Source organism: Flavobacterium sp. 123 (assembly GCF_003634825.1).
GTDB lineage: Bacteria > Bacteroidota > Bacteroidia > Flavobacteriales > Flavobacteriaceae > Flavobacterium.
On sequence record NZ_RBXD01000001.1, the window covers coordinates 271,204 to 295,035 of the forward strand.

Annotated in this window: 20 protein-coding genes and 3 tRNA genes; 7 read left to right on the forward strand and 16 right to left on the reverse strand. The window is 33.5% G+C overall.

Annotated features, from left to right (window positions below; genetic code table 11):
• Window positions 1-36 precede the first annotated feature (36 nt).
• Window positions 37-1,833, reverse strand: a complete 1,797-nt coding sequence (gene typA, locus C8C88_RS01270) for a translational GTPase TypA (RefSeq protein WP_121336405.1) — start codon at window positions 1,831-1,833, stop codon at window positions 37-39.
• A gap of 164 nt (window positions 1,834-1,997) precedes the next feature.
• Here typA and C8C88_RS01275 point away from each other — a divergent pair, with 164 nt between their 5' ends.
• Both C8C88_RS01275 and C8C88_RS01280 read left to right on the forward strand, forming a co-directional pair.
• On the forward strand, window positions 1,998-3,710 hold the full coding sequence (locus tag C8C88_RS01275) for a PAS domain-containing protein (RefSeq protein WP_121336406.1): 1,713 nt from the start codon (window positions 1,998-2,000) through the stop codon (window positions 3,708-3,710).
• A gap of 1 nt (window position 3,711) precedes the next feature.
• Window positions 3,712-4,119, forward strand: coding sequence for a response regulator (locus tag C8C88_RS01280; protein WP_121336407.1), 408 nt, complete (start codon window positions 3,712-3,714; stop codon window positions 4,117-4,119).
• A gap of 80 nt (window positions 4,120-4,199) precedes the next feature.
• Here C8C88_RS01280 and rpsT read toward each other — a convergent pair whose 3' ends face one another.
• From rpsT to proS, 5 genes are all read right to left on the reverse strand, one after another.
• Entirely contained in the window at window positions 4,200-4,451 is a 252-nt protein-coding gene (gene rpsT, locus C8C88_RS01285) for a 30S ribosomal protein S20 (protein ID WP_100429968.1), read from the reverse strand.
• 33 nt (window positions 4,452-4,484) lie between these two features.
• A tRNA-Glu gene (locus C8C88_RS01290) sits at window positions 4,485-4,556 on the reverse strand.
• A 42-nt stretch (window positions 4,557-4,598) separates the two neighbouring features.
• A tRNA-Glu gene (locus C8C88_RS01295) sits at window positions 4,599-4,670 on the reverse strand.
• Window positions 4,671-4,718: 48 nt separating this feature from the next.
• A tRNA-Glu gene (locus C8C88_RS01300) sits at window positions 4,719-4,790 on the reverse strand.
• A gap of 78 nt (window positions 4,791-4,868) precedes the next feature.
• Entirely contained in the window at window positions 4,869-6,347 is a 1,479-nt protein-coding gene (gene proS / locus C8C88_RS01305; protein ID WP_121336408.1) for a proline--tRNA ligase, read from the reverse strand.
• Window positions 6,348-6,449: 102 nt separating this feature from the next.
• Here proS and C8C88_RS01310 point away from each other — a divergent pair, with 102 nt between their 5' ends.
• From C8C88_RS01310 to C8C88_RS01330, 5 genes are all read left to right on the forward strand, one after another.
• On the forward strand, window positions 6,450-7,382 hold the full coding sequence (locus C8C88_RS01310; protein WP_121336409.1) for a hypothetical protein: 933 nt from the start codon (window positions 6,450-6,452) through the stop codon (window positions 7,380-7,382).
• Window positions 7,383-7,433: 51 nt separating this feature from the next.
• Entirely contained in the window at window positions 7,434-8,936 is a 1,503-nt protein-coding gene (locus C8C88_RS01315) for an OmpP1/FadL family transporter (RefSeq protein ID WP_121336410.1), read from the forward strand.
• A gap of 225 nt (window positions 8,937-9,161) precedes the next feature.
• Window positions 9,162-10,475 (forward strand): 30S ribosomal protein S12 methylthiotransferase RimO, encoded by a 1,314-nt coding sequence (gene rimO / locus C8C88_RS01320; protein ID WP_121336411.1) that lies wholly within the window; start codon window positions 9,162-9,164, stop codon window positions 10,473-10,475.
• A 42-nt stretch (window positions 10,476-10,517) separates the two neighbouring features.
• On the forward strand, window positions 10,518-11,039 hold the full coding sequence (locus tag C8C88_RS01325; RefSeq protein WP_121336412.1) for a hypothetical protein: 522 nt from the start codon (window positions 10,518-10,520) through the stop codon (window positions 11,037-11,039).
• 12 nt (window positions 11,040-11,051) lie between these two features.
• On the forward strand, window positions 11,052-11,852 hold the full coding sequence (locus tag C8C88_RS01330; RefSeq protein ID WP_121336413.1) for an N-acetylmuramoyl-L-alanine amidase: 801 nt from the start codon (window positions 11,052-11,054) through the stop codon (window positions 11,850-11,852).
• Between the two features lie 62 nt (window positions 11,853-11,914).
• On the opposite strand, the gene C8C88_RS01335 is transcribed toward C8C88_RS01330, so the two are convergent.
• From C8C88_RS01335 to C8C88_RS01380, 10 genes are all read right to left on the reverse strand, one after another.
• Complete coding sequence (locus C8C88_RS01335; RefSeq protein WP_121336414.1) at window positions 11,915-12,718, reverse strand: TorF family putative porin; 804 nt, start codon at window positions 12,716-12,718, stop codon at window positions 11,915-11,917.
• Window positions 12,719-13,124: 406 nt separating this feature from the next.
• Window positions 13,125-14,477: an NAD-dependent succinate-semialdehyde dehydrogenase gene (locus C8C88_RS01340; protein ID WP_121336415.1), complete on the reverse strand. Its 1,353-nt coding sequence runs from the start codon at window positions 14,475-14,477 to the stop codon at window positions 13,125-13,127.
• Between the two features lie 69 nt (window positions 14,478-14,546).
• Window positions 14,547-15,197: a GNAT family N-acetyltransferase gene (locus C8C88_RS01345; RefSeq protein WP_121336416.1), complete on the reverse strand. Its 651-nt coding sequence runs from the start codon at window positions 15,195-15,197 to the stop codon at window positions 14,547-14,549.
• A gap of 63 nt (window positions 15,198-15,260) precedes the next feature.
• On the reverse strand, window positions 15,261-16,682 hold the full coding sequence (locus C8C88_RS01350; protein WP_121336417.1) for an aldehyde dehydrogenase family protein: 1,422 nt from the start codon (window positions 16,680-16,682) through the stop codon (window positions 15,261-15,263).
• Window positions 16,682-17,980: an aspartate aminotransferase family protein gene (locus C8C88_RS01355; protein ID WP_121336418.1), complete on the reverse strand. Its 1,299-nt coding sequence runs from the start codon at window positions 17,978-17,980 to the stop codon at window positions 16,682-16,684. Before C8C88_RS01355 ends, C8C88_RS01350 begins: the two co-directional genes overlap by 1 nt.
• Entirely contained in the window at window positions 17,973-18,458 is a 486-nt protein-coding gene (locus C8C88_RS01360; RefSeq protein WP_121336419.1) for an Lrp/AsnC family transcriptional regulator, read from the reverse strand. The genes C8C88_RS01355 and C8C88_RS01360 overlap by 8 nt, the downstream gene beginning before the upstream one ends.
• Before the next feature lie 89 nt (window positions 18,459-18,547).
• Window positions 18,548-20,131, reverse strand: a complete 1,584-nt coding sequence (locus tag C8C88_RS01365) for an amidohydrolase (protein ID WP_121336420.1) — start codon at window positions 20,129-20,131, stop codon at window positions 18,548-18,550.
• Between the two features lie 5 nt (window positions 20,132-20,136).
• Window positions 20,137-21,483, reverse strand: a complete 1,347-nt coding sequence (gene gabT / locus C8C88_RS01370) for a 4-aminobutyrate--2-oxoglutarate transaminase (protein WP_121336421.1) — start codon at window positions 21,481-21,483, stop codon at window positions 20,137-20,139.
• 52 nt (window positions 21,484-21,535) lie between these two features.
• Entirely contained in the window at window positions 21,536-22,183 is a 648-nt protein-coding gene (locus tag C8C88_RS01375) for a GNAT family N-acetyltransferase (protein ID WP_121336422.1), read from the reverse strand.
• A 10-nt stretch (window positions 22,184-22,193) separates the two neighbouring features.
• Entirely contained in the window at window positions 22,194-23,720 is a 1,527-nt protein-coding gene (locus C8C88_RS01380) for a Na+/H+ antiporter NhaC family protein (RefSeq protein ID WP_121336423.1), read from the reverse strand.
• Window positions 23,721-23,832: the final 112 nt, after the last annotated feature.

Sequence of the window (23,832 nt, forward strand, 5' to 3'; positions counted from 1 at the left end):
ATTCTTTCGAATGGCTTTTCTAATATAAAAATAGAATTAGAATTTAAATCTTTTTCTATCTGTTTCTGTCAAATATATTTTTCTCAAACGAATAGATTTTGGAGTAACCTCAACATATTCATCTTTTTGAATGTACTCTAAAGCTTCTTCAAGAGAGAAAATAATCGGTGGAATAATTCTTGCTTTTTCATCATTTCCTGAAGAACGAACGTTAGATTGTTTTTTCTCTTTAGTTACGTTTACACACATATCATCACCACGAGAGTTTTCTCCAATTACCTGACCTTCGTAAATTTCAGCATTTGGTTCAACAAAAAACTTACCACGATCTTGCAATTTATCGATAGAATAAGGAATAGCCTTTCCTTTTTCCATAGAAATCAATGAACCTTTGTTACGTCCAGCAATTTCTCCTTTGTAAGGTTCGTATCCTATAAAACGGTGTGCCATAATTGCTTCACCGGCAGTAGCAGTTAACAGTTGATTACGCAATCCGATAATTCCACGAGATGGAATATTAAATTTTACAATCATACGGTCACCTTTAGTTTCCATACTCAACATTTCACCTTTACGCAATGTAACGAACTCAACCGCTCTACCTGAAAGAGTTTCTGGTAAATCAATTGTTAATTCCTCAATTGGTTCACATTTTTTACCATCAATTTCTTTGATGATAACTTGTGGCTGACCAATTTGTAACTCATACCCTTCTCTTCTCATTGTTTCAATAAGAACAGATAAGTGAAGTACTCCACGACCAAAAACCATAAACTTATCAGCAGAATCAGTTTCACCCAATTTCATTGCTAAGTTTTTCTCTAATTCTTTTATCAGTCTTTCTCTAATATGACGAGAAGTTACAAATTTACCTTCTTTACCAAAGAAAGGAGAGTCATTGATAGTAAACAACATACTCATCGTAGGCTCGTCAATATCAATAGTTTTTAAACCTTCTGGATTTTCAAAATCAGCAATAGTATCACCAATTTCAAATCCTTCAACACCAATAATAGCGCAAATATCACCTGCAATAACTTGTTGTACTTTTTTACGACCAAGTCCTTCAAAAGTATGAAGTTCTTTGATACGGGATTTAGATATTGTACCATCTCTTTTTACTAATGAGATTGGCATACCTTCGTTAAGAACTCCTCTTTCAAGACGACCAATAGCAATACGACCTGTAAAAGCAGAGAAATCTAAAGAAGTAATTAGCATTTGTGGTGTTCCTTCAGAAACTTTAGGAGCAGGTACATTTTCAACGACCATATCCAATAATGCTTCAACATTATCCGTTACGTTTTCCCAATGATCAGACATCCAGTTGTTTTTAGCAGAACCATAAACTGTTGGGAAATCCAACTGCCATTCTTCAGCACCTAATTCAAACATTAAGTCAAAAACTTTTTCATGAACTTCCTCAGGAGTACAGTTTTCTTTATCAACTTTATTGATAACAACACAAGGTTTTAAACCTAAATCAATAGCTTTTTGCAGTACGAAACGCGTTTGTGGCATTGGGCCCTCAAAAGCATCAACTAATAGACAAACTCCATCAGCCATATTCAATACACGCTCAACTTCACCACCAAAATCGGCGTGACCAGGAGTATCGATAATATTAATTTTTGTTCCTTTGTATACTACAGAAACATTTTTAGAAGTAATAGTAATACCTCTTTCACGCTCTAAGTCGTTGTTATCAAGAATTAGGTCACCTGTGTTTTCGTTGTCACGAAATAATTGACAGTGATACATAATTTTATCAACCAAAGTGGTTTTACCGTGATCGACGTGGGCAATAATTGCAATGTTTCTAATAGATTCCATCTGAGATTTTTTGTGGGTGCAAAGGTACACTTTATTTTGATATAAAAAATCTTTATATAATAGTTTACATATTGTTAACTATTTAGACGCCTAAATAATCTTTAAAAACAGTGCTTTAAAAAATAAGACTTGAATAATATATAATAATTAATTATATTTGATTAATGAAAAATAAGACCAATCAAATATCTATAATTTATATCCTTATTTCCCTATTTGTGGCTATTATCAGCCATAAATTATTACAAAAATACACCTCTACTTCTGATTTTTATTTTTTCAACTTTATAAAAGATATTGTATTCATTGTTTTATCAGGATTATTATTCCGATACATTCTTTCTAAGAATGATCAAAAAAATATTTCTATTTTCAAAAAATTAAAGAAAACAAATGACGAAATCAAAGAATCGAATGAAAAATATGACATTGTAGCAAAAGCAACTAGTGACACTATTTGGGATTGGAAAATTCAAGAAGACCAAATTTCTTGGAACAAAGGAATTGAAAGCGTTTTTGGATACAAAGAATACGAAGTAGGAAACAGCTCTCAATGGTGGTTTGACAAAATACATCCAGAAGACAGTATCAAAATGTCTATAAAACTCTATTCCTTTATTGAACAAAAAACAGAAAAATGGCAAGATCAGTATCGTTTTAGATGCGCAGACAACTCTTATAAATATGTTTTAGATAGAGGATTTTTGTTAAAAGACGAAAACGGAAAGGCCATAAGAATGATTGGAGCAATTCAAGACATTACCAAACAAAAAGAAGAAGAACAAAGGCTTAAACTCCTTGAAACCGTAATTACACAATCTAAGGACTCTATAGTAATTACCGAAGCGAATTCAAATGAAGGTAAAATTCCAAATATAATATATGTAAATCCGGCATTTTCTTCTATGTCAGGATATGCATCCGAAGAAATAGTTGGAAAATCTCTTAATATCTTTAATGGAGAAAACTCAGACACAAATGAGCTCCAAAAGCTATTAAACGCCATCGAACATAAAGAAGAATGTTTATTAGAAACTATTAGCTACAAAAAAAATAAGGAAGAATATTGGGTTCGACTCTCTATGATACCTATATACAATATTGAAAATGAACTGTCGCACTGGATTTCAATTCAAAGAGATATTTCAGTAGATAAAAAACAAGAAAAAGAAAAAGAGCAACTCATCAGAGAGTTAACACAAAACAATAAAGATTTAAAACAATTCTCTTACATTACATCACACAATCTTAGAGCTCCGTTATCAAATCTTACCGGATTATTAAATCTTATTGAAGACATACCTATTGAAAATGACGAGCTTCAAGAAATACTTGACGGCTTCAACAAATCAACTCACTTATTAAACGAGACAATAAATGACTTGGTAAAAGTTATCATCATTAAAGACAACCCTTCTATCAAAAAAGAAGAAATTTTACTTAAAGAAGTTTTTGAAAATGTTTTTAGCCAGCTTAGTTTTCAAATAGAATTATTCAAACCTATCATCAAAATAAACTTTGACAATGTTTCTATCATTAATATAAACAAAGCATACATTGAAAGTATACTTCTGAATTTACTAACGAACGCTATAAAATACCGCTCTGAAAACAGAAAACTAAAAATAACAATTCACGCCAATCAAGTTGACGATCAAGTTGAGCTTAGCTTTAAGGACAATGGAATTGGAATTGATTTAGAAAGAAATAAAGACAAAGTCTTTGGACTTTACCAACGATTCCATAATTACCCCGACAGCAAAGGATTAGGACTTTACCTTGTAAAATCACAAGTTGAAACTATGGGAGGAACTATAAGTATTGAAAGCGAGGTCAACAAGGGAACTGCTTTTACATTAACATTTAAAAACAAATAATATGTTTGATATAATTCTATGCGTAGATGACGATCCAATAACTCTTATGTTATGCAAAAAAGTGATATCAAAATTATCCTTCGCACAAGAAATAATAACAGCTCAAAATGGTGAAGAAGCTCTAGCTTATTTTAATACGTTAAAATACAACAAAACAGACAGCCTCTCTAAGAGCCCTCAACTTATTTTTTTAGACTTAAACATGCCTGTTATGGGAGGTTGGGAATTTTTAGATCTCTTTAATAGCGATGAATTTTCGGAATTTAAATCAACAAAGGTCATTATACTGTCGTCAACTATAGACCCTCAAGATTTAGAAAAAGCAAAAACCTATCCTGTGGTAATAGATTTTCTATCAAAGCCAATCAGTCATTCCATGCTTGAATACTTAACAAATAAGCTTTCTTAAACACAAAACAAAGAAACAACAACGCATAAAAAAAGCCTTCAAAACTGAAGGCTTTTTTTATATTTTATAATTGTATTATATTACAATTTAGCAACGTGCTTAGTTAACTTAGATTTTAAGTTAGAAGCTTTGTTATCATGAATGATATTCTTTTTAGCTAATTTATCAATCATAGAGATTACATTAGACAACTTAGATGTAGCATCAGCTTTATCAGTAGCTATTCTTAACGCTTTGATAGCATTACGAGTAGTTTTGTGTTGGTATCTATTTAATACTCTTCTTTTTTCGTTACTTCTAATTCTCTTTAATGCTGACTTATGATTTGCCATTTTATTATTTTTTTATCTTTTATTATTTTGTTGTAGTCCGTAAGGGAATCGAACCCCTGTTACCAAGACGAAATCTTGGCGTCCTAACCCCTAGACGAACGGACCAGTATCCTCCTAAGTTAGTTTTCAATTTAAAATTGAATTTTGTAGCCCGTAGCGGAATCGAACCGCTCTTACATGGATGAAAACCATGCGTCCTAACCGATAGACGAACGGGCCATTTTCCCAATGAGTTTGGGATGACTTTATTCGCAATAAAAGAATTTGTAGCCCGTAGCGGAATCGAACCGCTCTTACATGGATGAAAACCATGCGTCCTAACCGATAGACGAACGGGCCCTGCTTCTCTAATGCGGATGCAAAAATACAACTATTTTTGAAACGTACAATAGCTGGTATTAAAAAAATAAAAAAAAATTAATATGCCTTCGCAAACAACACTCTTCCTACCGACTTTTCCCCTGTAAAAACACAGCTTCCCGCCTCTTCAACACGGTCTAAAGGGATACATCTAATGGTTGCTTTAGTCAAATCCTTTATTCTTTCTTCTGTAGCTGCAGTCCCATCCCAATGCGCGGATATAAAACCTCCTTTTGTATCGAGAACTGTTTTAAATTCCTCAAAACTATTTACTTCCGTAATATGGTTTTGACGATAATCTAAAGCTTTATCAAACATTTCACTTTGAATTTGCTCTAATAAATCATTAGTATAAGCAACAATTGATTCTTTTGAAACCACTTCTTTTGTCAAAGTATCTCTTCTTGCAACTTCAAAAGTTCCGTTTTCTAAATCTTTTGGTCCAACTGCAATTCGAACTGGCACACCTTTCAATTCCCATTCTGCAAATTTAAAACCTGGCTTTTGTGTAGTTCTATCATCATATTTTACTGAAATGCGTAATTTTCGTAAAGACGCAATTAAAGTATTCACTTCATTTGTAATCTCCGCTAATTGCTCATCTGTTTTATAAATAGGAACAATAACAACTTGAATTGGCGCTAAATTAGGAGGCAAAACCAATCCTTTATCATCTGAATGCGTCATAACAAGAGCTCCCATTAATCTGGTAGAAACTCCCCATGAAGTACCCCAAACATGTTCTTGTTTTCCTTCAGAATTAGCAAATTTAACATCAAATGCTTTCGCAAAGTTCTGTCCTAAAAAGTGTGATGTCCCTGCTTGTAATGCTTTTCCATCTTGCATCAAAGCTTCAATGCAATAGGTTTCTTCAGCTCCTGCAAAACGTTCTGTTTCGGTTTTCAATCCTTTTATAACTGGAATAGCCATAAAATTTTCGACAAACTCCGCATAAACATTCATCATTTTCTCTGATTCCTCAACGGCTTCTTTTTTTGTTGCGTGAGCCGTATGCCCTTCTTGCCACAAAAATTCCGCTGTACGCAAGAACAATCTTGTTCTCATTTCCCAACGAACCACATTAGCCCATTGATTTATCAATAACGGTAAATCTCTATAGGATTGAACCCAACCTTTGTATGTAGACCAAATAATAGCTTCACTTGTAGGACGAACTATTAATTCTTCTTCTAATTTAGCATTAGGATCCACCATTAACTTTCCAGGTTTATCTGGATCATTTTTTAGTCTGTAATGCGTAACAATAGCACATTCTTTAGCAAATCCTTCCGCATTTTTCTCTTCCGCCTCAAACATGCTTTTTGGCACAAATAAAGGAAAATAAGCATTTTGATGACCTGTTTCTTTAAACATACGATCTAGCTCTGCCTGCATTTTCTCCCATATTGCATATCCGTAAGGTTTGATAACCATACAGCCTCTAACTCCTGAATTTTCGGCTAAATCAGCTTTTACAACTAGCTCATTATACCATTTCGAATAATCTTCCGATCTTGTAGTAAGGTTCTTACTCATATTTTATAGTTTGGCACAAATTTTGTTTTATTTTTTTTAACTAAAATAGTTTCGCAAAACTAACTATTTTTGTAATGTCCAACAATAAAAAATCCTACTGATATGAAAACTAATATTTTTTTCCAAAAAAGAACACTTCTTTACTCCTCAATTGGATTTTTAAGTGTCCTGATAACATCATGTGGATCTTACCAAAACATCTCCTATTACGACACGGATGGAATATATGGCAATGCAAATGGCAGAGCACACCATAGAGAAATTGAAAACACGGCTCCTAATCAATATAGAGATTATTTCAATTCTTTAAAAAATCAAAATCAGCCAGCTGAAATTTTTACTGACGTAGACAATTACAGTTCTTATGACACTCCTAATGACTCTATACCTGAATCCATTTCTAACTATGGCGGTTGGGGAAATAATCCTCAGCAAGTAACTATAAATACATACTCTGATAATTGGGGACTTAGTTACGGACTAGGATTTGGTTGGAGATATCCTTATTATGGATATAGTGGATATGGTTATAGTTTTGGTTATCCTTATTATGGATGGGGATACCCAGGATATAACTGGGGGTATCTATCCTACGGATGGGGCTCTCCTTATTATGGATGGAATTACCCTTACTATGGATACAATAACTATTATTACAACGGTAATTATTCTTATAATCCAAGCCGAAGAGGATCAAATTACTCCAATAATGCTAGCGTAAATAGAAGTTACACCAATAGAAATTCTCAAACGGATTACAGAAGAAGTTCTAATACTACTTATTCGTCACCTAATTTTTCAAGAACCGATAATCGATTTCAATCTCGAAATAACACGTATACAAACCCAACAAGAACGAGAACAAGTTCTGACTACAATTCAAACACCTCTCGCAATCAAAACTACACCCCTTCAAGACAGTCCTATAATTCTAGTTCAAACAGCAGCTATAGTACCAGTCGTTCAAGTGGAAGCAGTTATGGTGGAAGCAGCGGTGGTGGTGGAAGATCATCTGGTGGCGGAGGAAGAAGATAAAAAACATCACTTTTTCTTTCATAATTATTTAAAAACTTAGTACTACGCAACATGAAAAAATATATTTTTATTCTACTTACAGGTTTAACTTTTGGAGTAACACAGGCACAAGAAATTGGAGATGCAGTACGTTATTCGCAAGACAACTTGAATGGAACCGCTCGTTTTAGAGCTATGGGAGGCGCTTTTGGTGCTCTTGGAGGAGATATGTCAGCTATTAATGTGAATCCTGCTGGATCAGCTGTTTTTTCAAACAATCAGATAGCTGCAACCGTAAGTAACTTTGATGCAAAAAACAATTCTAACTACTTTGGGACTTTAACTACTCAAAAAGACAATTCATTTGACCTTAATCAAGCAGGTGGCGTATTTGTTTTTAAAAACCAAAACACCAATAGCAATTGGAAAAAGTTTTCGGTAGCGATAAACTATGAGAATACTAACAATTTTGACAATTCATTATATTCAGTTGGAGTAAACCCTACAAATTCTATTGATGGTTATTTTTTAGCATATGCTAATGGTGTTCCTTTAGATATTCTACAAAACTCTAATTATTCTGATTTGAATCACGGAGCCCAACAAGCTTTTTTGGGATATCAGGCCTACATTATAAATCCTGTAGACAATAATGCAGCTAATACACTATACACCTCAAATGTTCCAGCTGGCGGAAATTATTACCAAGAAAATCACATTACTAAAAATGGATTTAACGGGAAATTGTCTTTCAATGCTGCAACTTCTTACAAAGACAAACTATTTTTAGGGATAAACTTAAATTCTCATTTTACTGATTATTACCAATCTTCAAGTTTTTACGAAGATAATAATGCACCATTAACTTCAGATTACACAATTTCAAGATTACGTTTTAATAATGATTTATACACCTATGGTACCGGATTTTCATTTCAAGCAGGTGCTATTGCTAAAGTCACTAATGAATTCCGATTAGGTCTTTCTTATGAATCTCCAACTTGGCTAAAATTAAGTGATGAATTTTCACAAAAAATTGTTGCTGTAAGTGCTAATACGGTCGAAGAACTTCCTAGCGATGTTGTTGACCCTCAAGTTACTAATTACTACTCTCCATACAAATTACAAACACCAAGTAAATGGACTTTTAGTACTGCTTATATTTTTGGAAAAACAGGGTTAATAAGCATTGATTATGCTGTGAAAGATTATAGTAACACCAAATTTAAACCCGAAAATGATTCTTATTTTCAAGGCTTAAATAGTCAGATGAATGCAACTTTAGCAAGTACTAGTGAATTACGAATTGGTGCTGAATATAAAATCGAAGCTTTGAGTCTTAGAGCAGGATACCGTCATGACCAAAGTCCTTATAAAAACACCTCTACAATTGGAGATTTAACTAGTTATTCAGGTGGCTTAGGTTATAATTTTGGTTCAACCAAAGTTGATTTATCTTATTCATATGCAAAGAGAGATTCCAATGAAGGTTTCTTTGCACAAGGATTTACTGATGGAGCTCAAATTAATACCAAAAACAACAATGTATCTCTAACCCTATTATTTGAATTATAATATAAAAATTGCCCCCATTTTTAAATCCGTTTCTTTTAATTCGAAACGGATTTTTTTTAGCCCTGATGGAAATGACATCCTTTTACTTTTTATTCTGACGAAGGAAGAATAAAAAGTAAAAGATAAAATGGACAGCAGGATTAGCTCCTTAAAACATGGAAAAGAGAACGAAACAAGTTCAGTTTGAATAAAAAATTGTAATTTTGCACTCCAATTTATAAATCTATGAGAACCAAGTCTTTAAAAAAGAACAAAATCAATGTAATCACTCTTGGGTGTTCAAAAAATGTATATGATAGCGAAGTCCTTATGGGTCAGTTGCGTGCAAGCGGAAAAGATGTTGCTCACGAAGCACCAGAAGCTGAAGAAGGGAATATCATAGTAATTAATACCTGTGGGTTTATTGATAATGCAAAGGCCGAATCTGTAAACATGATTTTGGAATATGCTGATAAAAAAGAAAGAGGTTTAGTCGACAAAGTTTTTGTAACTGGATGTTTATCTGAGCGTTACAGACCTGATTTAGAAAAAGAAATTCCTAATGTGGATCAGTTTTTTGGAACTACTGAACTTCCACAATTATTGAAAGCTTTAGGTGCTGATTATAAACACGAATTGCTAGGAGAACGTTTAACTACAACTCCTAAAAATTATGCTTATTTAAAAATTGCAGAAGGTTGTGATAGACCTTGTAGTTTTTGTGCTATTCCGATAATGAGAGGAAAACACGTTTCGCAAACTATTGAAAAACTAGTTAAAGAAGCGGAAGGTCTTGCTAAAAATGGTGTTAAAGAATTGATTTTGATTGCTCAAGATTTAACGTATTACGGTCTTGATATTTATAAAAAACGCAATCTTGGAGAACTCCTTGAGGCTTTAGTAAAAGTAGAAGGAATTGAATGGATTCGTTTGCATTATGCCTTCCCAACTGGATTCCCAATGGATGTATTAGAAATCATGAAGCGCGAGCCTAAGATTTGTAACTATATTGATATTCCGTTGCAGCACATTTCTGATTCTATTTTGAAATCTATGCGACGCGGAACAACACAGGAAAAAACCACTCAATTATTAAAAGATTTTAGAGCTGCTGTTCCTGGAATGGCAATTCGTACCACTTTAATTGTTGGTTACCCTGGAGAAACACAAGAAGATTTTGAGATTCTTAAAGATTTTGTTCAAGAAATGAAATTTGACAGAATGGGTTGTTTTGCTTATTCTCATGAAGAAAACACACATGCTTATTTGTTAGAAGATGATGTTCCAGATGATGTAAAACAAGATCGTGCCAATGAGATTATGGAGTTACAATCTCAAATTTCTTGGGACTTAAATCAAGAAAAAGTAGGGCAAACTTTCAAATGTATCATTGACAGAAAAGAAGGTGGTCATTTTGTAGGAAGAACAGAATTTGACAGCCCTGATGTTGATAATGAAGTTTTAATTGACGCAACCAAGCATTATGTTAAAACTGGTGAGTTTGTGATGGTGAAAATCATTGAAGCAACCGAATTTGATTTATACGGAGAACCTGTTTAATTTACTCTATATTTTTATATATTTGATTTTAAAATATTTGCCATGAAACCCATTCAGAAATTAGTTGTTCTTGTTTTCTTATTCACATCATTCAATAGTGCTTTTGCTCAATATAGTAATAGTGGATATGGTGGTGGTTACAATCGTGGATACGGAAGTGGTTATGGCGGAGGAAGCAGAATGGGCCAAATGAATGGGGGAATGTCGCAAGAAAGAGATAAACCAAAAGAAATTCCTGTTGAAGTAACGGTTGGTAAAATAATGGATAATCTCAAATCTAGAATTGATCTAGATGAATTACAAGTAATTGCTATTTCAAACATTCTAACCGAAAGCATTAGAAGCCAAGGAATTATAATGAAACAAGAAACGAGTCAAGAAGCTAAAATAAACGACATCAAAGCACTTTCAGAAATTACTGATTCTAAAGTAATGGTTTTATTGAATAGCGATCAAAAAGAAAAATACCTTTTGATGAAAGACGAATTTAAGAACCCAAAGAAGTCTAAATCAGATAAAAAATCTAAAAAAGAGGCTAAAAAAGAAAAGGAATCTGAAGAATAATATTCTTAAAGTATGAAAAAGCCTTTTTATTACCTGATTTCTGCTTCTTTTATAATTTCATGTGCTTCAAATACTTACAGACTAAGCGATAAGTCCTATAAGAAGCAATTGAAAACCCTGACAAAAAAAATATCTAAAAAGGAATCCTTACCCTTGCAAAATGGGATTCATACGGAATGGATTGGTACCGTAAATTTCAATTTAAGAAAGCCTAATTTCATTATTATTCATCATACCGCACAAGATTCTTTACAACAAACTCTAAAGACCTTTACATTAGTAAAACCGCAAGTAAGTGCTCATTATGTAATTGCAGATGATGGCCGTGTGGTACAAATGCTAAATGATTATTTGCGTGCTTGGCATGGAGGAAATGCAAAATGGGGTAAAAATACTGACATAAATTCTGCTTCAATAGGTATTGAATTAGATAACAACGGAACAGAACCTTTTTCAGAAGCTCAGATCAATAGCTTATTGGCACTATTGGCTAAATTAAAGAAAGACTACAATATCCCTACTCAAAACATTATTGGACATGCTGATATTGCGCCTAGCAGAAAAAAAGATCCGAGTGCCTTATTCCCTTGGAAAGTTTTAGCAGAAAAAGGATATGGGATTTGGCCAGATATTTTAGAAACTGCTCCTGCTGATTTTAATATAGAACAAGGATTGCAGATTATAGGATATAACACTAAAGACCTTTCGGCCGCAATTACGGCATTCAAATTGCATTATATACAAACAGAAGTTAATGATGCCCTTGACGAGAAAACAATAAACACGATTTATACTATTTATAAAAAACAATAAGCATAAAAAAACTGCCAAAACACTAATGAAAGTATCTTGGCAGTAAAAAAAAATTCTTTAAATTATTTTATTGTAAAGGTCATCCCTCCAGACACAAAGCTTTTCTTCAACTCTCCATCTTTATTGTAATTACCATTGTCATTATAAGTATATCTTACAAAAACTGGCAAGCTAAAGCTCTCTGAGAATTTAATTGCTTTAGAAACATTCAAACCTACATTTGTAAATTTAAATCCATCAACTAAATAATATGCACTTGGTTTAGACAAAATTGCTCCCGCAAAAAATCTTAAATCAACACCAGCACTTTCTATAGATTGAGTATATCCAAGTTCAGTGTAGCTTGAAAAGTTTCTGTCTCCACTAGCATTATAATCATTACCTGCAATCAAAGTATTCCATTGAAAATCTAATGGCACTCCTTTATCAGCAAAATTCAAAGCAATAGACAAATCAATTGCTTGAGATCCTGTTTTTCCGTAATCCCAATAGTTAGTTCTTGTTAATTCTGATTTCTTTGTGTTGTTGTAATAATAATCACTTAACGATATTTTCACAACAGAAGATGCTTGATAAGATAAATACCAATCAAATTCATTATACGCATTTGCTTCGCTTGATAAATTAGTTGTCCCCCAAACTCCTGCAGTAAGTTTATCTGTTAATGCATATGAAGCATAAGGTTGAAAAGCTACTTTATTAGCATTAAGTCTAATACCTCTCCACAAATAAGGATATACAACATCCACTCCGATTGCTAAATTACTTGATGGTTCTTCTGCCGCTGGTGCAGGAGCTGGTGCATCTTGTGCAAATGTCAATGTACTTGTTAGCATTAGAGCTAAAATAATTACTACTTTTTTCATGTTTAATCTGGTTTTAATTATTAATTGGTTTTGGTTAGTATTCTTTTTAAATCGTTAAATGATCTTGATTATTAGTTCGATTTATCAAGGAAATTACCTGTTTCCTGATGCGAATTTATTAACTTTTATTTTAGTTAAAAACTTAATACTTGTTTTTTTGACCGTTTTGCGTTCGAATTATTAATTATAAAAAATCAATTAAAAATAATGTGTATTCCTTATTTATTGTTAATTATTTTACAATATCAATAATCTCATTTTTTAAAAACACCCCTTTATTTTAGAACAAAAACAACGAAAACAAGTTTTTAAATTAATTTTTAAACTATTTTTCAGTTCATTTTAAAAAATACCCCCTAAAAAAACAGGGTTGAAACAAAAATTTATTTGTTTTGCAAAACAAATGTTATTCTATAATAACAGATTTCATATTCATAAATTCTTTTATTCCAATCTCAGACAATTCTCTTCCATAACCTGATTTTTTTATTCCACCAAAAGGTATTCTTGAATCAGAACGCACTAATGAGTTTACAAAAACATTACCTGCATCAATTCTTCTTGCTAATTGATAAGCTTTATCTCTATCCTCAGTCCAAATAGCAGACGCTAGACCATATCTATGATTATTTGCTATAGCAATAGCATCATTTTCATCTTTTGCTCTGACAATAGTTGCAAGCGGTCCGAAAGTCTCTTCTTGAAAAGTAATATTATTAGCATCTACAAAATCAATCAATGTAGGTTGAAAATTACATTGTTCACGCTCCCCTCCTACTACTAACTTGGCGCCTTGTTGCAATGATTTTTCTAGTTGACTACTCAATTTTTCAGCCAAATCTAATCGCGCTAATGGTCCCATATTAATCCCTTCAAGCAATGGATTCCCTTGATTAAGCGCACTTACTTTTTGGCTAAAAAGTGCCGCAAACTCATCTGCTACTTTTTCAGTAACAATAAATCGCTTGGCACAAATACAGGCTTGACCAGCATTTAGCATCCTAGATTGCGTAGCAACAGTTGCTGCTTTCTCTAGATCAGCATCATTTAAAACAATAAAAGCATCAGAACCGCCAAGTTCCAAAACTGATTTTTTAATATGTTTTCCTGCTAATGCCGCAACTGACGAACCTGCCATTTCGCTTCCTGTCAAAGTAATTCCATGAACAATATCCGAAGCGATAACACTTTCTACCTGTGGAATATCAATAATTATTTGTTGAAAAACACCTTCTGGAAAACCTGCTTCTAGAAAAGCATTTTCGATAGCTTTCGCACAACCAATAACATTAGGAGCATGCTTCAAGAGCGTAACATTCCCCGCCATAATTGCTGGCGCTGCATAACGCAAGACTTGCCAAAAAGGATAATTCCAAGGCATAATTGCAAAAACAGCTCCCATCGGATCGTAAACAGACATACTCTTAAAAGGCGTATCATACTGTTGATCTTTCAACATTTTCTCTGCATTTTCTGCATAGAAATCACAGTTTCCTGCTGATTTTTCGACTTCTCCAATTCCTTCAGGTAAAATTTTACCCATTTCATTGGTAATTAACAATCCTAATTCATTTTTATTTGCACGCAAAATATTCGCTAGCTTTTGCATTTTATCTGCTCTTTCTTGAAAAGTAGTGGTACGCCAGTTCTTGAAAGCACTTTCCGCTAATTGTAATTTTTGAGCTAATTGGGCCTCTGTCAACACTTCGTGCTCTGCAATAACTGCTTGCGAAAATGGATTTATAGATTTGAATATCATTTTATTTATTTGTAATAATTACAACTTTTCAGTATTAATAATTCTAAAAGCGTTAATTAAAGAATCCAGTTAATGATTCTCACTTAATTTAGTGTTGGGATCTAATGGCCAATACATCAATACAGAACAATTCCCACTACGTGGATCATCTAAATAATCAAATAATGGTTCTACTAAAATGAACCCACATTTAGTTTGAGCCGTAACTGTAGGGTCTACTATTTCTCCTTTTATCAACTTATCGCAATATTCTGCAATAGTCATTTGATCTTTAACTTTATCATAACCAATAGGCATTCCTGCAGTCATTTGTCCTTTACAGCCTAATGTTTTTGCTACTTCTTGTCTTGCATTATAAATCTCTCTTCCAATACCTTTTCCTTGATAATCTGGATGAACTGACACATCTAAACCGTATATCCATTCTGCTTTTGGATCATGCGTTCCCAACCACAAATCATCCGAAATTTCTAAAAAAGTATGATGCCCTTTATGATAATTTTGACGCAAAGTGGTGCAAGAGGCTATTACCCTATCGCCATCTAATACAATAAACTGCCCTTCAGGAAAAATCTCCAAATGTCTTTTGTATTTTTCTTCAGTAATCAACTCTTCTGCTGACAATGTAGGAAAAACAATCTCTTGCAATTCCGCTTGTTGCTTAGCATGCTCTGGTAAAGGTGTCTGTAAAATATACTTACCTAAAATTTCTTTTTTCATATGTTTTGATTAAAATTTTGAAGATTTAAAACTGGAAAGACAATTAAAATAACCTAAGACTTATTACGACATATTACCGTAACTAATGAGTTTCAATTCCATGTATTCTTTTAGTCCTTCAGCTCCTGATTCATGACCGATACCGCTACTTTTCCATCCCGAAAATGGCAACTCAGTTCCATGGGCAGCCCATTCGTTGATGCCTACCATACCAAATTCTAAATTTTCAGCATAAAAATTAGCCGTCTTAATATGATTTGTAAATACATATGAAGCCAATCCATATTCCGTATCATTTGCCCATTCCAAAGCCTGTTCTTTGGTTTCAAAAGGAATAACAACCATCAAAGGCCCAAAAATTTCTGTTTTAATAAAAGTCTGATTCTGTTTTGCCTCAATTAAAGCAGGATGAACAAAAAATCCTTTCTCAGAAGCTTCACCACCAATATGAATTGTAGCACCTTCATTTTTTGCTTTTTCAAGCATAGCCAAAGAATGTTTTTGTTGGGTTTTATTAATTAATGGTCCAATAAAATCAATATCACCACCATTTATACCTGTTTTCAGTTTTGAAATATCTTCTTTAACAATCGAAATAAATTGGTTGAATATAGATTCGTGTACATAAAAACGTTGTGGCGCAACACAAACCTGCCCACAATTTCTAAGTTTAGCAACCAAAGCTTGCTTCGCAATTGCTTCAACATCAACATCCTTTTCAATAATTACGGGGGCATTTCCACCTAACTCAAGTGATAATTTAGTCGATGTTTTTGAAGCACCATCCATTAATATTTTGCCCACACGAGTACTTCCTGTAAAGCTTATTTTTTTTAATAATGGATTTTCAATCATTTCAGTTCCTGTTGAAACAGGCTCTGTATTAATTAAGTTAAAAACACCTTTAGGAATTCCAGCTTCGTCTAAGGCTTTGGCCATATTAAAACTAGACAATGGCGTAAACTCTGAACCTCGCATAACCACACTACAACCCGCTGCTAATGCAGCTGCTACAGCTCGAGCTGGATTATATGCTGGAAAATTCCAAGCCGTAATTACTCCCACAACACCAAGCGATTGATAAATTACCATAGAGCGTTTATCAGCTCTATTCGTAGGAACTACTCTACCATAATTGCGTTTTCCTTCCTCAGCATACCATTCAAAAAGATTAGCAGAAACCTGCCATTCTCCTCTAGATTCTAACATTGGCTTCCCCGTTTCTAAAGAAGTTTCTTTTGCAAAAGATTCGGCATTTGCTCGAATATAATTGGCAACTTTTTTTAATATTTCAGCTCTAAAATAAGGAGTTGTATTTTTCCATTCTTTAAAAGATGCATCCGCTGCAACAATAGCAGCTTTACAATCTGCTACATCCCCAAAAGGAACTGAGTCAATTATTTCTTCCGAAGATGGACTCTGCACATCCCAAGTTCCACCACCAATTGCATCACACCAAACCCCATTTATATATTGCTTTCTCATTACAGTATTTCTTTTATGGTTTCCTCTAAAATAGTCAAGCCTTTTTGCAATAGTTCCTCTTCAATAAATAAAGGGCTTAAAATTCGTATACAATTTCCATACGTTCCAGAAGTGATCACTATCAAACCTTTCTCCAAGCACTTGTTTACAATTGCTTTTGTTGCATCTCCATCAGGCAGTTTTGTTTTTGGGTTGAAAAATTCTATTGCTAACATAGCTCCTAACCCACGTACATCAGTAATATTATTTGGATACAAAGCTTGCAATTGATTGAATTTTTCACGCACTATTTTACCCACTTTTTCTCCTGCAGCATTAATGTTGTTTTTTTGCATGTAATTTATACTTGCTAACGAAGCTACACAACTCAAGGGATTTCCTAAATAAGTTCCTCCAATAAGTCCTGGTTTAACAGCATCCATAATTTCTTGTTTTCCAATGACTGCACCTATTGGCATTCCGCCTCCCATAGATTTTGCCCAAGTTGACAAATCTGGAGTTACTCCATAATGTTCATAAGCAGCCCATTTTCCAGTACGTCCGAAGCCAGATTGCACCTCATCAAAAATCAAGAAAATATTATTTTCAGTACAGAATTTACGCAAGTATTGTACGTATTTTTTGGAAGCAACGGTAAAACCACCTTCTCCTTGAACTAATTCTAAAATGATAGCTGCAGTTTGCGAAACAGAAACTGTTGACGAAAAAGTTTTATGTAATTTCATAATCATCAGATCATCAAATTCCTCTTCAGTCATCCTAGCACTCATACTTGGTTTGTAATACGGAAATTCCAAACGATAGACTTCAGGAGCGTAAGGCCCTGCACCTTCTTTATATTTTACATTTGAAGTTAAAGTCATCGCCATCATCGTACGACCATGAAAGGAACCATCATAACATATAATTCCTGATTTTCCAGTTACAGCACGCGCTATTTTTATGGCATTTTCAACAGATTCAGCACCAGACAAAGTCAACATTGCTTTTGTTGAATCGCCGTGTGGTAATATTTCACATAACTTTTCTGTTAAGTCTAAATATTGCTCATAAACCGATACATTGAAAGAGGCATGTATAAACTTTTCAGCCTGTTTTTTAATTGCATCAATTATTTCAGGCACACCATGACCTGCATTATTAACGCCTATTCCTCCAGCAAAATCAATTAATTCTCTTCCATCTGCGTCAATTATTATAGCGCCTTTAGCAGATTGAATACTGGATGGATTAAAAATTCCTAAAGCGTTTGGCACACTTTTCTTTCTTCTTTCGTATAATTTATCTGTATTATTCATTTTGTTTGCTTGATAATTTTGCTAATTCTAAATCAGGTTGTGCAAATTTGAATATCTTCATATACATATTTGTTTTTGTATCAAAAACACCTTCCATGACGTGAATTTTTTCTCCTAATAATTCATTCAGATGTTCCATATCTCTACACATAACATTCGCTTCAATATCATAATCTCCAGAAACAGAAGCTAAAAAACTAATTTCAGGCAACTTAGTTAGTTCTTCAAAAATGGTATTCATATGCGATTTTGGCTTAACCGATATCAGCACACTTGCATAGGCATTAAAACCAATTTTGTTAGGATCTACCCTGCCAATTATTTTTAAAGTACCATCTTCTACTAAATTGATGAAACGGTGTCTAATAGTACTCACCGCTACATTTATTTCTTTTGATATTTCAGTAAACGACATTCTGCCATCTTTTTGAAGCAGTTTCAATATTTGGTAATCTAATTCATCATCTAATGCGCTCATCTTAAATTTATTTTTTAATTTTATAACGAATCAAATGTAATTAATTATTTTACAAAAAAATACCGATTTAGTTGTTTTATTTGTTATATTTATATCTCTTTTTTGTAATATAATTTTCCTTCTACCCAAGATTCATTTGTTTGAATAGTTGAAACATCTAATAATTCATGTGGATTTTCATCCAAAACAATAAAATCTGCATATTTCCCTTTTGACAAACTTCCTTTTTTGTCCTTTAAATTGTCCGCAACAGCACTTCCCACTGTATAAGCATATAATGCTTGCTGCAAAGTAATTTTTTGGCTTTCGCCAATAACAAATCCATCTGCTGCTTTACGCGTAATTGCTGTTTCGATATTAACCCAAGGATTTATCTCTTTAACAACAGGCCCATCAGTTGATAAGGCTAAATTTATACCGTTATCTAAAACTGTTTTACAAGGATAAACTACATCTAATAATGCCTCTGGCAAAGTGCTTTTAAAATTATTTGCCAATTCATAAATGAAAATAGGTTGCATTGCTGCAGTCATATTCATTTGCTTAAAATCCTTTATATTTTCATTGGACAAAAATCCAACATGTTCAATTCTGTGTTTTAGAGTTGGATCCATTTTGAACAAATCCCTGTAGACTTTCAATGTTAAATCCACCGCTTGATGACCAATGGCATGCGTGGCAACAGAGAATCCTTTTTCAACAGCTTCTTTGGCTGTTTGATAAAACTTCTCATAATCCAATCTCAAAACACCTTTATATCCATCTGTGTTTTTATAAGGAACATTTAAAGCTGCAGTTGCAGAACTTAACCCTCCATCAGAGAAAAATTTCACTGTTTTTATTTGCAAGAAATCAGATTCATATTGTTCTGGTAAAGGTTGGATTTCATCACTTCCATCAGGAATTCTTAACGGAAAAACATTCATTCTCACCCGAAGCAATCCTTCTTTATCTAATTGTATGTAAGCGGCAAGTAATTCTTCGTTTGCAGCAGGATCAGTTGCGCTTGTAATTCCTAAACTCAACAAATAATTGTGCGCTTCAAGAATCATGTTTTTGTATTCTTCAAAAGTAAATGGCGGAATAGTATTCATTATCAATCCCAAAGCTCTTTCGGTAAAAATACCTTGTAAACTTCCATCTTCATTTTTCCGAATTTCTCCACCAAAAGGAACTTCAGTAGCTTCGTCGACATGAGATAGCTCAATCGCTTTTGAATTGGCAATTCCAATATGCGCGCAGGTTCTAATTACAAAAACAGGTCTGTCCGAAACAACCTCATCAAGATCTTCTTTTGTTGGTAATCGTTTTTCTTCAAGAACCATTTCATTAATTCCACGAGCCATAATCCAATAGGAAGATGGGTTTTTATCCGTAAAATCTTTCAATAGTTTTTTGAATTCAACAATAGATTTGACTCCACGAACATCTAACATATACGTTCGTAAATGGCCTATTTTCCATACATGGATATGAGCATCATTTAATCCCGGAACAATTGTTTTACCTTTAAAATTTATTTCTTCAGAAAAAGAATGAAATTGATTTCTCATTTCTTCTTCCGTTCCAATAGCTTCAATTATCCCTAAATGATTAATTACCATAGAATCAGCTTTGGGCGAAGCTGATTCCATAGTAAAAATAATAGCATTATGTATTAATTTGAGAGCCATTTGAATTATCCTCTTTCATTTAAAACCTCTTGAATTGCATTTTCAATTACATCTAAACCTTCATGCAATTGCTCGTCTGTAATCACAATTGGAGGCAAGAAACGAATACAGTTTGTATACAATCCTGCTCTAATTAATATCACTCCATTCGCCACTGATTTTTTGATTACTGCCATAGCAAAATCCATATCTGGCTCTTTTGTATGCCTATCTTTTACAAATTCAACAACAAGCATTGCTCCTAGTCCACGAACTTCACCTATTATGGAGAATTTGTCTTTCATGGCATTAATTCTGTCCGTAATTATTTTACCAACATGAGTTGCGCGATTTAAGAATTCTGGTTTGATAATTTCTTTAACTGTAGCCAAAGCTCCTGCAACTGCAATTGGGCTTCCGCTGTACGTTCCTCCAATTCCTCCTAAATGCGGCGCATCCATAATCTCAGCTTTACCTGTAATGGCGGATATTGGTAATCCTGAACCGATAGATTTTGCCATTGTTACCACATCAGGAACAACACCTGAATGCTCAATAGACAAGAACTTACCCGTTCTTCCTGCTCCAGCCTGAACCTCATCAGCAATAAAAACGATTCCGTGATCATCACATACTTGACGTATTTTTTCTAGAAAACGTTTTGGTACAGGAATAAAACCACCTTCACCTTGAACTGGCTCAATAATAATTGCCGCAACAGCAGATGGATCAACATGAGAAATTAAGTTTTGATCAAAACGCTCAATACAAAAATCAATATACTCCTCTTCAGTCATACTATTTGGTCGTCTGTAAACATTTGGAGAATGAAAACGGTAAATATCTTGAGCATAACTACCAAATCCTCTTTTGAACAAACCATATTTACTAGTTAAACTCAATGTAAGCATCGTCCTTCCGTGGTAAGCACCTTCAAAACAGATAACGGCTGGTCTTTTTGTATAATATCTTGCAATCGCAACTGCATTTTCTACCGCTTCAGAACCTGAATTTGCCAATAAAGTCTTTTTAGGAAAATCCCCTGGAGTAATTTTATTCAACAACTCTGCAAATTCAAGATAAAGTTCAAATGTAGTTACTAAAGCTCCGGGGTGAATGTGTTTGTCCAATTGTGCCTTAACAGCATCAACAACAACTTTTGGCCTATGCCCCAAATTAACCATTCCAATACCACCTGCAAAATCAATCAGTTGATTTCCATCAACATCCCATACCAGTGCACCTTCAGCCTTTTCGACTACCACTTCGGTAGATTTCCCTAAACCAGCAGGTAAAGCTGCGGCTCTTCTTGCTAACATTTCTTTGCTTTTTGGTCCAGGAATTTCTGATACTTTTTTAATTTGAGTTCCCATTTTTTTTTAATTTAATTCTGATTTATTCTATTTATTTATTTTAAAATTGATACTATAAAGTATAATTCTCATCAACAGGATTGTACATTAAAATACTTGCATACCCCGCATCAGGATCATTAATATAGTTATACAAAGGTCTTATCCATCTAAATCCAGCATTTCTTTGAGAGGTAATAGTAGGGTCTGTAAATTCCTTATTTTCTAACCTCTGACAATATTCTTCTATAGTCATTTGGTCTTTTACTTTCCCATAACCAATAGTCATCCCAGCAATAATCTGCCCTTTAATTCCTAATCTTTTACAGACTTCATGACGCGCTTTATACATTTCTTTAGAAAGACCTAACCCTCTATATTCTGGTAATACACCCATATCTATTCCGTACATCCAATCGCCATTAGGTTGCTGAACATTAGTAATCCATAAATTGTCTGTTTCTTCTAAAAAAGTACTATCATGCTCTGGAAAATAACATCTAAAAGTACTTGCCGAAGCGACAATTTCACCATCTAATTCTACTACAATCTGACCTTCTGGAAATACTTTCATGTGATTAACAAAATGATCTCTAACTAGTATTTCTGATTCGTGTAATGTAGGGTAACATTTCGATTGAACATACTCCATTTGAATAGCATCCTCTGGTTTAGCGGTTCGAATCAAAAATCTATCGTTTAAAATCTTTTTGTCGATCATTTGTAACTAATTATAATACAAACCCAGCCACAAGATATAATACGGAAGACACCCCAAAAATTACTAATTGATACGGAAATTGTGAAATTCCGTGTTTCATCATATCCACCTTACAAGATTGTGCTGTCAAAACTCTGTTATCCGAAAAGAAACAAGCTGCCGCTCCCCAAACTGTACCTGAAGCTAATGCTCCTTGAGAAAGCCAAAAATCAGCGCCCAATGTATGTGACATAATAGCTGTTGTAGGCACTAGGATAGCGTAAATTCCCCAGTTCGATCCAGTAGCCCAACAAATCCAAGAAACCAAAGCAAAAACCACAAATGGTAATGTAGCTCCGTTTAACCAACTTATTCCTTGTAAATGTGAAGCAACAAATTCATTAAAACCTAATGCATTTTGAACATCTTTTAGCAAATAAGTAAAACCTAAAACTGTTAAAACAAATGTTATTGTTTCTAACCCTAATACAAAATGCTTAGAAATTTTATTGAATTTTATTACTTTAAACAATAAGAAATACATATAAGTAAAAACAACCGCAGTAACAATACCACGCAAAGCATCTATACTACCAAAAATCACTTCAGTAGAAGGCTCTAAACTCCCCCAGTAATCCATATCAAAAGGATAAGGAAAAATTGTGCACCAAATCAAAACCAATAATGGAAGTATAAAATAAACTAACTTCCCTTGTTTTGCAGGGTTCTTTTTCACTTTCGCAACCTCTGGCTCGTATGGTTTTACTTCCGCTTCTGCAGCTTTAATTCCCTTTGAATCAGGAATCAAATGAAACACAACTAACGCTCCTAATATTAATGAAATCCAAGCCGAAAAATTATAAGGAATTGTTCCTAAAAAAGCTTCGATTGGACTTGTAATCACTTTTCCTGCTCCATTTAAAACGCCTCCTTCAATTGCTGTTAATTGGGAACCATAAAATATTGTCCAAGTTGAAATAGGAAAAATTATAGTTAACGGCACACATACAAAACTTAACACTAAAGCTAGTTTTTCTCTAGAAACTCCAAACTTATCTGTTATTGGTCTCATTGTATTTCCTACAGACAAAGCACTTAAATAATCATCTAAAAAGAAGAAAAAACTAAGAAAATAAGTCATGATAAGTGATTGTTTCTTGCTTTTTACATGAGCTTCAGAATACCTTCCTACTGCTTGAATTCCCCCAGATACATTAAGTAACTGAACAAAAGCACCATATAATATACAAACTAAAATTACCCATATTAATCCTTGGTCGTGAGCATCCCTAGCAATTGACGTAAACATTCCATCAAACATATTCAATGGAAAAATCATTCCTTTACCTTCTGGAAAATATTCTTCAGAGCCTCCTTGATTTGCTAATAATATAAAACCAATAGCACAACCTATAATTAATGGTTCTAAAGCTTTTCTGGTAATAATAGCAACTCCTAATACCGTAAATGCAGGAACTAAAGCATGCCAATTAATAAAATAACATAGTCCTGCCAGAAATAATAAGGCGACTCCAATAATAGTTGAGATTGATTTCATTGATTTTGGTTTTGGTTAATAATTTAAATTTAAATTGGTCAGTATTTAAACTCATACAATAGATTCCTATTTATTTTACACTTGCAAATAAGTTAACATAAGTATGATTATT

Excerpts from the sequence above, each read along its gene's own strand:
- C8C88_RS01355 (WP_121336418.1), bottom strand. The coding sequence starts at position 17,980 with ATGAATAATACAGATAAATTATACGAAAGAAGAAAGAAAAGTGTGCCA.
- typA (WP_121336405.1), bottom strand. The coding sequence starts at position 1,833 with ATGGAATCTATTAGAAACATTGCAATTATTGCCCACGTCGATCACGGT.
- C8C88_RS01340 (WP_121336415.1), bottom strand. The coding sequence starts at position 14,477 with ATGATATTCAAATCTATAAATCCATTTTCGCAAGCAGTTATTGCAGAG.
- C8C88_RS01275 (WP_121336406.1), top strand. The coding sequence starts at position 1,998 with ATGAAAAATAAGACCAATCAAATATCTATAATTTATATCCTTATTTCC.
- C8C88_RS01350 (WP_121336417.1), bottom strand. The coding sequence starts at position 16,682 with ATGAGAAAGCAATATATAAATGGGGTTTGGTGTGATGCAATTGGTGGT.
- rimO (WP_121336411.1), top strand. The coding sequence starts at position 9,162 with ATGAGAACCAAGTCTTTAAAAAAGAACAAAATCAATGTAATCACTCTT.
- C8C88_RS01380 (WP_121336423.1), bottom strand. The coding sequence starts at position 23,720 with ATGAAATCAATCTCAACTATTATTGGAGTCGCCTTATTATTTCTGGCA.
- C8C88_RS01325 (WP_121336412.1), top strand. The coding sequence starts at position 10,518 with ATGAAACCCATTCAGAAATTAGTTGTTCTTGTTTTCTTATTCACATCA.
- C8C88_RS01280 (WP_121336407.1), top strand. The coding sequence starts at position 3,712 with ATGTTTGATATAATTCTATGCGTAGATGACGATCCAATAACTCTTATG.
- gabT (WP_121336421.1), bottom strand. The coding sequence starts at position 21,483 with ATGGGAACTCAAATTAAAAAAGTATCAGAAATTCCTGGACCAAAAAGC.
- C8C88_RS01310 (WP_121336409.1), top strand. The coding sequence starts at position 6,450 with ATGAAAACTAATATTTTTTTCCAAAAAAGAACACTTCTTTACTCCTCA.
- C8C88_RS01365 (WP_121336420.1), bottom strand. The coding sequence starts at position 20,131 with ATGGCTCTCAAATTAATACATAATGCTATTATTTTTACTATGGAATCA.
- C8C88_RS01315 (WP_121336410.1), top strand. The coding sequence starts at position 7,434 with ATGAAAAAATATATTTTTATTCTACTTACAGGTTTAACTTTTGGAGTA.
- C8C88_RS01360 (WP_121336419.1), bottom strand. The coding sequence starts at position 18,458 with ATGAGCGCATTAGATGATGAATTAGATTACCAAATATTGAAACTGCTT.
- proS (WP_121336408.1), bottom strand. The coding sequence starts at position 6,347 with ATGAGTAAGAACCTTACTACAAGATCGGAAGATTATTCGAAATGGTAT.
- C8C88_RS01330 (WP_121336413.1), top strand. The coding sequence starts at position 11,052 with ATGAAAAAGCCTTTTTATTACCTGATTTCTGCTTCTTTTATAATTTCA.
- C8C88_RS01335 (WP_121336414.1), bottom strand. The coding sequence starts at position 12,718 with ATGAAAAAAGTAGTAATTATTTTAGCTCTAATGCTAACAAGTACATTG.
- rpsT (WP_100429968.1), bottom strand. The coding sequence starts at position 4,451 with ATGGCAAATCATAAGTCAGCATTAAAGAGAATTAGAAGTAACGAAAAA.
- C8C88_RS01375 (WP_121336422.1), bottom strand. The coding sequence starts at position 22,183 with ATGATCGACAAAAAGATTTTAAACGATAGATTTTTGATTCGAACCGCT.
- C8C88_RS01345 (WP_121336416.1), bottom strand. The coding sequence starts at position 15,197 with ATGAAAAAAGAAATTTTAGGTAAGTATATTTTACAGACACCTTTACCA.